The following is an 11661-nucleotide window of genomic DNA, read 5'->3' on the forward strand; positions in this document are numbered from 1 at the left end:
CGGAGTGCATGGCTAGTACGCGCCACGCCCGTGGGGCGTGATCGCGGCGCTTGTGCTGCGCCGTCGACGGATGGAACTTTACGGAAAATTGCGCGGGTTAACTGTCAATTACTGCAAAGGGGGCGTCACGGCGAAGGCGCCTTGGCGTATTCTCTCGTCGCAGGCCGTGCAATCGTCTTGGCGCGGCGGTAAAGGTTCTGGTCGGACGGACGCGCGTTGCCCAGCAGGGCAAACGTCATGCGCGTCCTTTCGCCATTCTCGTAACAAAAAGCATCAAGAATGCTGACGTGTAACGCGCTTTGCTTGCGCGAACCCAGTGCAACTGCAGTCCCAACGGCGGGGCGGGCCGACGAGCCTGAGCCCGAGCGAACCATGACGACTAGCTTGTTTTTCCTGATGTGGGGCCTGGCCACGGCGCTGGCGTTGCCGTTGCTGCTGCCCTTTCACGTCCGCGGCGTCGAAGGCGTGCCTGCGTTCATGGCGGCCAACGCGCTGGCCGTGCTGTCCCTGCTGGCCTACGCGTCGGCCGAGATGATCCCGCCCGCCGCCTATGTGATGGTGTCCAACGCCGCTTGGGCCTGTTCCGCCGCGCTGGTGTACATCGGCGTGCGCCAGTTCTTCGGCATGCATCCGCATATCCTGCGCACCACCTTGTTGTGCTCGCTCTGCACCTTCGGCTTTGCCCTGCTGCTGTACCGCAGCGACAGCCTGGTGTGGCGCATGGTGCTGTATTCCGTCTACACCTGCGTGCTGATGGCAGCGACCGGCGCCGTCATCTTCCGGCAGCGCAGGCGCATCAAAACAAAAGGCGTCGTGCTGTATCTGCTGCTGGCATTTTTTGGGGTGGTAGCGTTGCACGCGCTGCGCGGATATGTCTACGGCGCGGGCGTGGAGACGCCGGTGTCGCTGCTGCAGCCCTCGGCCTGGAGCCTCTTTTTCATTGTGTGCGGCTCGGTCACGGTGCCCGGACTCTTCCTGGCGCTGCTCTTCATGATCCAGACCAGCCAGGCCGAAAAGATGCAGGCCGCGCTGACGTTCGACAGCCTGACGCAAGCCTATTCGCGGCGCAGCATCATGGACGAGCTTGAACACGAGCTGCTGCGCTGTGAGCGCACGGGCGGCAAGCTGGCGGTGCTGGTGCTGGACATCGATCACTTCAAATCCATCAACGACCGCTACGGCCACGCGGGCGGCGACACCGCGCTGCGTCACTTCGCGCGCGTGGTGCAGAATGCGGTCCGTTCGAGCGATCGCTTCGGCCGCCTGGGCGGCGAGGAGTTCGTGCTGCTGATGTACGACTGCGATCCGGCGAGCGCGCTGGTGCAGGCGCAGCGCGTCTGCGACGCCTTGCGCGACATGCCGCTCTATCTGCAGGGGTTGGAAGTGCAGCTGACCACCAGCGGCGGGCTGGCGTCCTACCAGCCGGGCGACAGCGCCGACGTCATCCTGGCGCGGGCCGACGTGGCGTTGTACCGGGCCAAGGAGCAGGGGCGGGACCGCGTGGAAATGGCCTGGAGCGGCCGCGGCGTCGTCAAGACAAGCGGCGGCCTGCCGGCCGCCGCGAATGCCCTGGAAGCGGAAACCGCAGGGACTACGGCTTGAGGTGTTCCGTCAGGAACTTCTCCATGGCCTCGTAGAACTCGAACTTGTTCTCGTCGTTGTGAAAGCCATGGCCTTCGTTGTCCTTGACCATGTATTCCACGTCCACACCGCGGGCCTTGAGCGCCGAGACCATCTGGTCGCTCTCGTCCTTGTTCACGCGTGGATCCTTGGCGCCCTGCGCGACGAACAGCGGCGTCTTGATCTTGTCCGCGTGCAGCGCCGGTGAAGTCGCGGTCAGGCGGTCGCGGTCGCGCACCGGGTCGCCCACCATGTCCTGCATTTTGTCCAGCATGGGTTTCCAGTACGGCGGAATGGACTTCATGAACGTGAAGAGGTTCGATACGCCCACGTAGTCCACGGCCGCGGCGTACAGGTCCGGCGTGAAGGCCACGCCGGCCAGCGTGGCGTAGCCGCCGTAGCTGGCGCCATAGATGCCGATGCGCTTGGGGTCGGCGATGCCTTGCTCGACCAGCCATTGCACGCCGTCGGTGATGTCGTCCTGCATCTTCAGGCCCCATTCCCCGAAGCCGGCTTCCCAGAAGTCGCGGCCGTATCCGGTGGAGCCGCGGAAGTTCATCTGCAGCACGCAGAAACCGCGGTTGGCCAGGAATTGCACTTCGGGGTTGTAGCCCCAGCCGTCGCGGGCCCACGGGCCGCCGTGCGGATTGACGACGCAGGCCAGGTTCTTGGGTTCGCGGCCGGCGGGCAGCGTGAGGTAACCGTGGATGGTCCGGCCGTCGCGGCTCTGATAGCTGATGGGCTGCACCCGCGACATGTCAGCCTCGGGGATGGCCGGGTTCAGGTCCGCCAGCTTGGTCAGCGTGCCGGCCACGGCGTCGTAGATGTAGCGCGCGCCGGGCGTGCGGTCGTTGTAGGCCGCCACGATGAATTTGTTCTCGTCGCGGTTGCCGCCCTGGATGACGACGTCGTAGCCCGGCAGGAGATCGGCAAGCGTCTTGTACAGCGCTTCGGTTTCCGCGTCGAAGAACTTGTATTGCGGCTTGTCGGTCTGGTAGGACGCCACGGTCAGCACGCGGCGCTTGCGCGAGAACGCGGCGCCGTCCAGGTCGACGGCCTCGGGCGTGAAGATGACATCCTCGGCGTCCGGCGTGGCCGGGTCGATGACGACCAGCGAGAGCTTGTCGCGATTGCGGTTGCTCAGCGCGTAGAACTTCTTGTCGTCGAACGTGAAGAATGCGGGGCTGACGCTGGTGCGGTAGTCGGTGGTGATGAGCGGGCGGAAGTCGGACGCTTCGTCGTCGCGGTAGAGCAGGGTGGTGTTCAGCCCGTCGCTGGCGACGGCGGCGCGCACCTTGCCCGCGTGGTCGGTCTGCCAGCCGACGATGTTGCCCGGATTCTGCGCCACCAGCACGGCCGCGCCGGTGTGGACGTTGACGCGGTAGACGTCGAAGACCTCGGGGTTGCGCTGGTTGTGGCTGATCAGCACGTGGTCGGGGTCGTCTTCGAGGTCGTCCTCGATGCCGGCGCGCACGCCCTCGTACGGGGTCAGGTCCGTGATCTTGCCGGTCTTGGCGTTGACGGCCAGGACGTGGAAGTTTTCGTCGCCGCCAAAGTCCTTCTGGTACAGCACCACGTCCGGGCCTTTCCAGAAATAGCCGCTGATGTCGCGCGCGGTCTCGCTGGTCAGCTGGCGCGGCTCGCCAACGAGCTGGCTGCCTTGCAGCGGCTGCACGTAGATGTTCATGCGGGCGGGGTTGCCGTCCACGCTGGTCGGCTGCATGAACGATAGCGTCTGGCCGTCGTCGGACAGCCGGAAATAGCCGCGCTCAGGATTGCGGAAGAAATCTTTCAGGGGATAGGCGCGGGGAGGCGGCTGCGTGGCGCAGGCACCCAGGGAGGCGCCGACGATGCCGGCAGCCAGGACGGTGCGCAGAAATGAGAACAAGGGGAAACCTCCGTGATGTCGATCCGCGTTGCAAATAGGCTGGTCGATAATGCCATAGCCGCGCAAGGGGTGTCGAACCGGCCCCGCCGATCCGGCGCCACTTATGCCGCCAGGCGGTTTGCGGGATAATCGCGGCACTTCTTCTGGAGATTTACATGTACAGGAATCTGGTCGCGGCCTCGGCGCTGGCCCTGGGGCTGGCCGGCTGCTCGCTCGGCATTTCGCCGGACAGCGCGTCGCCGCACAGCGAATTCAAGGCGCCAGTGGCCTTCAAGGACGCCTACGATGCGGTCATCCGCCAGTCCAACGCGTGCCTGCGCAGCACCGACAACGCCTACCGCGTCGTTTCCGACCTGAACGAAAGCGCGCAATCCGGTGTGGTGCGTGTGCTGGCGCCGTATTCCGATCGCGAGATGTCGCGCGTTGACCTGAAGTCCGAGGGGCCGAAGTCCACGGACGTGCGCATCGTGATGTGGGGCAAGGGCACGTGGGACCCCGCTGCCATGCGCGCGATGCAGGACGCGGTGTATTACGGGTTGGTGTCGTGCAGCACGTACATGCCGCTGGATCCGCGCCCGCCCGTCAAGCCGACGCGCGATCTGCCGAAGTAAGGCAGAACGAAAATAGATCAGTCGCCGCCCGGACGGCGGCGGATGATCTTGAAGGTGGCGGTGGCGCGCGCCACCAGTTCACCGTCGGCACGGCGGATGTCGCCCTCACAGAAGGCGATGGACGCGCCGCGGCGCAGGCAGCGCGCTTCGATGACCAGATCGCCCGTGCCGGGAGACAGGAACGTAGTGTTCATGTCGATGGTGGCCATGCCCTCGGTGGCGTCCGCGGAGCCGCGCGCGGCGGCGCTCAAGGTGAAGTCCAGCACGCTCATCAACGTGCCGCCGTGCACGTCGCCGCGGCTGTTGGTCAGGTCTTCGCGCCACGGCAGCGTCGTGCGGGCATAGGCGGGCGCAATGCTTTCCGGCACCAGGCCGATGAAACTCATGAAGGGAATGGTCAGGCCGAAGTAGTCGGTTTTGGCGGAGGCGGGTGCAGTCATGGAACCGTCGTGGGCGAGAAGGGATAGCGGATTGCCGCCGGTCATAATATATGTTTTTGCCACGGGATTGAGGTCATGACGGGGCAGGCTTCAGCGCAGTCTGCGCGCAAAATCGTGCATGTGGACATGGATGCGTTTTACGCGTCCGTGGAGCAGCGCGACAATCCCGACCTGCGCGGCAAGCCGGTGGTGGTGGCCTGGACCGGACCGCGCTCGGTCGTGTGCGCGGCGTCCTACGAAGCGCGGCGCTACGGCATCCATTCCGCCATGTCGGCCATCAAGGCCGAACGCCTCTGTCCGCACGCGATCTACGTGCCGCCCGATTTCAACCGCTACCGCGACGTGTCGCGACAGGTGCGGCAGATCTGCGCCCGCCATACCGACCTGATCGAACCCTTGTCGCTCGACGAGGCCTACCTGGATGTGACGGTCAACAAATGCGGGCTGCCATCGGCCACCGAGGTGGCGCAGGTGATTCGCCAGCAGATCCGCGAGGAAACCGGACTGACCGCGTCGGCCGGTGTGGCCCCGAACAAATTCCTGGCCAAGATCGCGTCGGACTGGAACAAGCCCGACGGCATTTTTGTGGTGCGGCCCAGCAAGGTGCTGGCATTCCTGGAACCCTTGCCCGTGCGCAAGGTGCCGGGCGTGGGCAAGGTCACGCAGGCGCGCCTGGAGCAGCTTGGCATCCAGACCGTGGGCGACCTGGCCACGCACAGCGCTCAGGAGCTGGAGCACTACTTTGGCCGCTATGGCCGGCGGCTGTACGAGCTGGCGCGCGGCATCGACGAACGCGAGGTCCAGACCGACCAGCCGTTGCAACAGGTGTCGGCCGAAACCACGTTTTCCAACGACGTCCGGCTGGAGGCCGTGGGCGACGCCCTGGACCGCATGGCGGAAAAAGTGTGGGATCAGGCGCTGAAGAAGGGCGCCTTGGGACGCACGGTGGTGCTCAAGCTGAAGACCGACCGCTTCCGCATCCTGACGCGCAGCCAGACCTGCGCCCAGCCGCCAACGTCGGCCATGGAGCTGGCCGCGCTGGCGCGGCTGCTGTGCGAACGCGTGGAACTGCCGCCGGACACGCTGTACCGGCTGGCGGGGGTGGGGATGAGCAACTTCGCAGATCCGGGCGAGCAGTCGCGCCAGCCGGATCTGTTCGGAGGGGCCTTCTAAAGCCGGGCCCTATGGGATGCGGGCCCGACAATGCGACCTTTACAGGCGGGCCTTCACTTGTTGCGACAGCGCCGTCATGTCGGCGCGGCCGGCCAGCTTCTGCTTCAGGATAGCCATCACCTTGCCCATCGCGGGCGCGCCCGTCACGCCTTGCGCGGCGACTTCAGCCAGCGCGGCGTCGATGGCGGCGGCCACTTCCTCGGGGGTGGCGGCCTGGGGCAGGAATTCCTGCAGCACGGCCAGTTCGCCTTTTTCCTGCTCGGCGGTTTCCGTGCGGCCGGCCTGCTCGAACGCGGCGATCGACTCGCGGCGCTGCTTGACCTGCTTTTCGATGATGGTGGTGATTTCAGCGTCGGACAGGTCGCGGCGTTCGTCAACTTCTTTCTGCTTGACGGCGGCCAGCAGGAAACGCAGCGTGGTCAGTCGCTCGCTGGCCTTGGCGCGCATCGCGTCCTTGACGGCGTCGGACAGGCGGGTCTTGAGCGTAGCAGTGCTCATCGGTAAACCTTTGTGGTGTTGCGGTAACCGGGAAGTGTAAACCGGGCCGGGGCACGACGTCGCCAAGCCGATTTCGCCATTCGGATTTAAAGATGTATTATAAATATATGTTTAAAGGCGAGCCCGTTCGCCATTCAAGGAGCAGTTGATGTTGAGCCCCCAAATCCGCGAGCTGGTCAAGGCCACGGCCCCTGTCCTGAAAGTTCATGGCGTCGCCCTGACCAAGCATTTCTACGCGCGCATGTTCCAGCACAATCCGGAACTCAAGCACGTGTTCAACCAGGCCCACCAGGCGGGCGGCGCGCAGCAGCATGCGCTGGCCGGCGCGGTGACCGCGTATGCCGAGCACATCGACGATCCCTCGGTGCTGATGCCGGTGGTGACGCGCATCGTGCACAAGCACGTCAGCCTGGGCATCCGGCCCGAACACTACGCCATCGTGGGCAAGCATCTGCTGGCTTCCATCCGTGAAGTGCTGGGCGATGCCGCCACCGACGAACTCGTCGATGCCTGGGGCGCGGCCTATGGCCAGCTGGCGGACCTGCTAATCGCCGAAGAGGCGCGTCTGTATGCGGAATCGGCCAACAAGCCGGGCGGCTGGACGGGCTGGCGCGCGTTCCGCGTCGTGGGCAAGCAGCCCGAAAGCGCCGAAATCACTTCTTTCTACCTGGCCCCTGCAGACGGCGGCACCGTGCCGGCATACCGCCCGGGTCAATACGTGTCCGTGCGCGTGTTCGTGCCGGAACTGGGCTTGATGCAACCGCGCCAATACAGCCTGTCGGACGCGCCGGGCCACGATCGCCTGCGCATCTCGGTCAAGCGCGAGCCGGCCGGCGATCAGACGCCGGCGGGCCGCGTGTCCAACGCGCTGCACGACCGTCTGGAAGAGGGCGGCGTGCTGGACGTGGCGCCGCCGCAAGGTGATTTCCACCTGCGCGAAGACGGCGATGCCCCCGTCGTGCTGCTGAGCGGTGGCGTGGGCCTGACGCCCATGGTGTCGATCCTGAACCACCTGGTGCGGGCCAACGACGAACGCCAGATCCGCTTCGTGCACGGCTGCCGCAACCGCGCGGTCCACGCCATGCGCGAGCACGTGAACGACATTACGGCGTCCCGCGCCAACGTGCGCAAGGCGGTGTTCTACGAAGAGGTGGGCCACGGCGACCAGGCCGGCCGCGACTACGACCACACGGGGCGCGTCGACCTGCACGCCATTCGCGATGAGGCCATCGTCCCCGGGGCCGATTACTACCTGTGTGGACCGGCGGCCTTCATGCGTGCCCAGCGTGAAGCGTTGCTGGGGCTGGGCGTGGCCGAAGACCGCATCCACGCCGAGGCGTTCGGCACTGGCGGCCCCGGCGCCTGAGCGGTGTATCCTGGCCGCCTGATGTTTCCGGGCCGCCCGGGCCACGCTCCCCACCCATCATGCAACTGAACCGATTCACCGACTTCGGCCTGCGCGTCCTGATGTATCTGACGCAATGCCGCGACCGGCCCGTCGCCGTCACGATTCCCGAGATCGCGGATCGCTTCGGCCTGTCCCGCAATCATCTGGTGAAGGTGGTGCACTTCATGTCGCAGCGCGGCTGGGTCAGCACCACGCGCGGCAAGGGCGGCGGGCTCAGCCTCGCCCGCCCCGCCACGGAGTACCGGGTGGGCGATTTGGTGCGGGAACTCGAACAGCAGGGCCCCCTGATCGATTGCCGCGAACCGCCCTGTGCCCTGGATGGCGTGTGCCGGCTGTCCGGCGTGCTGGCGAAGACCCTGCAGGCGTTCTACGACACGCTCAATGGCTACACGCTGGCCGATCTGGTCCGCGAACCCACCGCCGCCGCCATCATCAAGCTGCATCGGGTGGCCTGAAGCCCCGGGCATGATGTTTGGTTATGGCCCCTGCGGCGTTTGGCATTTGCCGGCGCGGGGGCGGCCGTTACAGAATGGGCCCGTTCGCGGTCTTCTTGGATAACGGTATGCGCGTTTGTGTGATCGGCGCCGGCGTGGTCGGTGTGACGTCGGCCTATTTCCTGGCGCGCCAGGGACATGAGGTGGTGCTGGTCGACAGCCAGCCCCGCCCGGCGGAAGTCTCCAGCTATGCCAACGGCGGCCAGCTCAGCTACAGCTATGTGGCGCCGCTTGCCGGGCCTGGCGTGCTGCCCAGCGTGCCGGGATGGCTGCTGCGCCATGACTCGCCGCTGCGATTCCGGCCCCGGCTGGACCCGCATCAATGGCGCTGGTGCCTGCAGTTCGCGCTGGCCTGCCGCGCATCGGTGGCCAAGGCGTCCACCGCGCAGATGCTGACGCTGTCCTACCTTAGCCGCGACGTCATGCATTCGCTGCTGGAACAGGAAGACCTGGCGTTCGGCCACCTGAAGAACGGCAAGCTCATTGCGTACCGCAGCCCCGATCTGCTGGAAAAGGCGCGCGCGCTGGTGGCCTACCAGGCGGCGCACGGCGCAGACCAGCAGGTGCTGGACGCCGCGCAGGCCGTGGCGCGCGAACCCGCGCTGGCCGGCATGGGCGCCAGCCTGGCGGGCGCCATCTATACCCCCAGCGAAGAAGCCGGCGACTGCCGGCAGTTCACCGAAGCGCTGTTCGACCGCCTGCAAACGATGGGTAACGTGCAGTGCGCCATGTCCAACCCCGTTTCCGGCCTGCAGCGCGAAGGCCGCCGCATCGTCGCGGTCAATACGCGCGACGGCGACATCGGCGCGGACGCCGTGGTGCTGGCCACCGGCATCGGCACGCGGGCGTTGCTCGGTCCGCTGGGTCACGACGTGCCGCTCTATCCCTTGAAGGGCTACAGCCTGACCGTGCCGCTGGCGCCGGACGACACCGTGGCGCCCCGCATCAGCGTCACCGATTACGAACGGCGCATCGTCTACGCCCGCGTGGGCGGCGTGCTGCGGATCGCGGCCATGGTGGACATCGGCAGCAACAACGCCGACATCGACCCGGCGCGCATCAGTCTGCTCAAGCAGCAGGTGCTCGAAGCTTTCCCGCAGCTCGACCTGCGTCAGGCCATTCCGTGGGCGGGTCTGCGCCCGGCCACGCCGACCGGCAAGCCGCTGATCGGTCGCAGCCCCGCGGCGGACAATCTGTGGTTGAACGTGGGGCAGGGGGCGTTGGGCTTCACCTTGTCCTGCGGCAGCGCGGCGTTGCTGACCGCGCAGATGGGGGGAATGGAGTTGCCGCTGGACCCGGCGCCGTTCAAGCCCTGACCGCTAAGCCCGAACCTGGAGCCTGGCGCCTGAGCCCTGCCTCTGTCGCCCTGCGCGCCGCAACAGGCAATGTCCATTTCGCAATAGCCGATGCCATTTCATCGGCAGACGGGCTGATGCCGGCTCAATAGGATAGCGATCATTCTTTGCACGCCGCCGCAATCGGCGGCAGCGAAGGAGCCGATCCATCCTTCGAGTTCATCGCCATGTCCTTTCTCTTTCCGTTGTTCGCCATCCTGTTCTGGGCGGGCAACGTCATCGTCTCCAAGATGGCCGCCAGCGCCATTTCGCCTACCGCCATCACCTTCTACCGCCTGCTGCTGGCGCTGTTCCTGATGGGGCTGTTCACGGCCCGTCCGGCGTGGCGCAACCGGCGGGTCATCCTGCGGCACTGGCCCAAGCTGGCGCTGTACGGCGCGCTGTCGGCGGCCGTGTTCCAGGCGCTGTCCTACCGGGCGGCAGAGACCACCACCGCCACCAACATGGCCATCCTGACCGCGCTGATTCCGCTGCTCAGCATGTTGCTCAGCGTGGTGATCCTGCGCGATCCGCTGACGCTCGGCATGGCCGCCGGCGGCGCGTTGTCGTTCCTGGGCCTTTTGTATCTGGTGGGGCAGGGCGACATGCTCAGCGTGTTCCAGCACGGTGTGCACGTGGGCGACGGCCTGATGCTGCTGGCCGCCTTGTCGTATGCGCTGTACGGCGTGCTGCTGCGCCACTGGAAAGTGCCGGTGCCCGCCTGGCAGTCCACCTTCGTGCAATCCATCTTCGCGCTGATCTACATGTTCCCGCTCTACCTGCGCGTGCCGGCAGCGCAAGCGGCGCTGGACGTCAATACGGTGCCGCTCATTCTGTATGCCGGCATCTTCTCGTCGGTGTTGCTGTCGTATCTGTGGATCGAAGGCGTGCAGCGCTTGGGGCCCAACCGCTGCAGCATTTTCATCAACCTGCTGCCGCTGTTTACGGCGCTGGCCGCCTTCGTGATGCTGCGCGAACGCCTGCACAGCTATCACGTGCTGGGTGGCGCGGTCACCCTGGCGGGCGTGCTGCTGGCGCAGACCGTGCAGCGGCCGCTGTTCGGCGCCGGACGCGCGCTGGCGGCAGGCAAGGCCTAGCCGGCAATCACGGTCGTTCGAGCTTGTCGCACTCGCCGCGCTCGTGACGGCAAACTCAGCCACGCATTCACGGGCGTTCAAGACAGGCGCCCGCAGCCGCCGCATAGTGGCCGCTTTGCGCGGTGAGGCAATGAGCATTTTCCAGAAGACCACGATTGCGCTGGCCCGCAGCCCGGCGGTCGGCCACATGATGCGGGCGATGGCCGCCCGGACGTCGCTGGCGCGCCGTTTCGTCGGCGGCGCCGATGTGGACGAGGCCGTGCGGACCGCCGAGAAGCTGCGCGAGGCGCACGGCATCCGCGCCTCGCTCTTCTATCTGGGCGAATATGTGGCGGACCGCGCTGCAATCGACCATAACGTCAATCAGGCCGTCGACGCGTGCCGGGCGCTGGCCGAGGCCGGCCTGGACGTGCACGTCTCCGTCGATCCGACTGCCATCGGCTACATGCGCGATGACACGCTGGGCGAGGAAAACGCGCGGCGCATCGGCACGGCGGTGCAGCGGTTTGGCGGCCAAGGCTGCGACTGGCTGGTGCTGGACATGGAAGATTCCAGCATCCGCGACCGCACCTGCACGCTGCATCGCACGCTGTTGGAAGCGGGCATCCCCGCCGGCCTCACGCTGCAGGCGCGGCGGCGCCGCACGCCGGAGGACCTGGCCTGGGCGATCCGGCAGCGCACCTCGCTGCGGCTGGTAAAGGGTGCGTTCCCCGAGCGTGAGCTTGACCACGCCGGGCGCGCGCGCATCGACCAGGCCTATCTGGACGCCGCGTCCATCATGCTGTCGCGCGAGGCGCGGGACTCCGGCTTTTACCCGGTCTTCGGCACGCACGACGACCGGCTGGCCGGCGCCATCATCGACCTGGCGCGGGAGCGCGGCTGGCCTGCCGGCAGTTTCGAATTTGAGATGCTTTACGGCGTGCGGCCGGACTGGCAGATCGCGCTGCGCCGGTTGGGCTATAACGTCAGGGTCTATCTCCCGTTTGGCGCGGACTGGTGGCCGTATGCCATCCGCCGCGTGGGGGAAAATCCTCGCAACGCGTGGCTCCTGGCCCGTTCGCTGAAAGCGGACGGGCAATACTTCGGGTAGCCGCGAAT

11 protein-coding genes are annotated in these 11661 nt (G+C 66.5%); 8 read left to right on the forward strand and 3 right to left on the reverse strand.

What is annotated here, in order from left to right; all coding sequences use genetic code 11:
- Nucleotides 1–372: 372 nt before the first annotated feature.
- Nucleotides 373–1602: a GGDEF domain-containing protein gene (locus tag B3098_RS00605; RefSeq protein WP_175124057.1), complete on the forward strand. Its 1230-nt coding sequence runs from the start codon at nt 373–375 to the stop codon at nt 1600–1602.
- On the opposite strand, the gene B3098_RS00610 is transcribed toward B3098_RS00605, so the two are convergent.
- Entirely contained in the window at nt 1592–3508 is a 1917-nt protein-coding gene (locus B3098_RS00610) for a S9 family peptidase (RefSeq protein WP_175124058.1), read from the reverse strand. The genes B3098_RS00605 and B3098_RS00610 overlap by 11 nt on opposite strands.
- A 155-nt stretch (nt 3509–3663) precedes the next feature.
- Between B3098_RS00610 and B3098_RS00615 the strand changes: the two genes are divergently transcribed.
- Nucleotides 3664–4119: a BPTD_2524 family lipoprotein gene (locus tag B3098_RS00615; RefSeq protein ID WP_175124059.1), complete on the forward strand. Its 456-nt coding sequence runs from the start codon at nt 3664–3666 to the stop codon at nt 4117–4119.
- Nucleotides 4120–4136: 17 nt separating this feature from the next.
- Here B3098_RS00615 and B3098_RS00620 read toward each other — a convergent pair whose 3' ends face one another.
- Nucleotides 4137–4559 (reverse strand): PaaI family thioesterase, encoded by a 423-nt coding sequence (locus B3098_RS00620; protein WP_175124060.1) that lies wholly within the window; start codon nt 4557–4559, stop codon nt 4137–4139.
- A gap of 75 nt (nt 4560–4634) precedes the next feature.
- Between B3098_RS00620 and dinB the strand changes: the two genes are divergently transcribed.
- A complete protein-coding gene (gene dinB, locus B3098_RS00625; protein ID WP_286890078.1) occupies nt 4635–5732 on the forward strand; it encodes a DNA polymerase IV in 1098 nt (365 codons plus the stop codon).
- A 39-nt stretch (nt 5733–5771) separates the two neighbouring features.
- Here dinB and B3098_RS00630 read toward each other — a convergent pair whose 3' ends face one another.
- Nucleotides 5772–6230 carry a GatB/YqeY domain-containing protein gene (locus tag B3098_RS00630; protein WP_286890080.1) on the reverse strand — a complete coding sequence of 153 codons (459 nt, stop codon included), beginning with the start codon at nt 6228–6230 and terminating at the stop codon, nt 5772–5774.
- A 148-nt stretch (nt 6231–6378) separates the two neighbouring features.
- Here B3098_RS00630 and hmpA point away from each other — a divergent pair, with 148 nt between their 5' ends.
- The 5 genes from hmpA (at nt 6379) to B3098_RS00655 (ending at nt 11653) form a co-directional block, all read left to right on the forward strand.
- Nucleotides 6379–7596, forward strand: a complete 1218-nt coding sequence (hmpA, locus tag B3098_RS00635; protein ID WP_286890083.1) for an NO-inducible flavohemoprotein — start codon at nt 6379–6381, stop codon at nt 7594–7596.
- Between the two features lie 59 nt (nt 7597–7655).
- Nucleotides 7656–8093, forward strand: a complete 438-nt coding sequence (locus B3098_RS00640) for an Rrf2 family transcriptional regulator (protein ID WP_175185039.1) — start codon at nt 7656–7658, stop codon at nt 8091–8093.
- 107 nt (nt 8094–8200) lie between these two features.
- Nucleotides 8201–9448, forward strand: coding sequence for a D-amino acid dehydrogenase (locus tag B3098_RS00645; protein ID WP_239213870.1), 1248 nt, complete (start codon nt 8201–8203; stop codon nt 9446–9448).
- A 206-nt stretch (nt 9449–9654) separates the two neighbouring features.
- Nucleotides 9655–10563: a DMT family transporter gene (locus tag B3098_RS00650; RefSeq protein WP_286890085.1), complete on the forward strand. Its 909-nt coding sequence runs from the start codon at nt 9655–9657 to the stop codon at nt 10561–10563.
- Nucleotides 10564–10693: 130 nt separating this feature from the next.
- A complete protein-coding gene (locus tag B3098_RS00655; RefSeq protein WP_286890086.1) occupies nt 10694–11653 on the forward strand; it encodes a proline dehydrogenase family protein in 960 nt (319 codons plus the stop codon).
- The last annotated feature ends 8 nt before the right edge of the window (nt 11654–11661 follow it).

Origin of the sequence: Achromobacter sp. UBA2119 (assembly GCF_002331005.1) — a bacterium.
In the GTDB taxonomy this organism is placed as follows: Bacteria; Pseudomonadota; Gammaproteobacteria; order Burkholderiales; family Burkholderiaceae_B; genus Achromobacter; species Achromobacter animicus.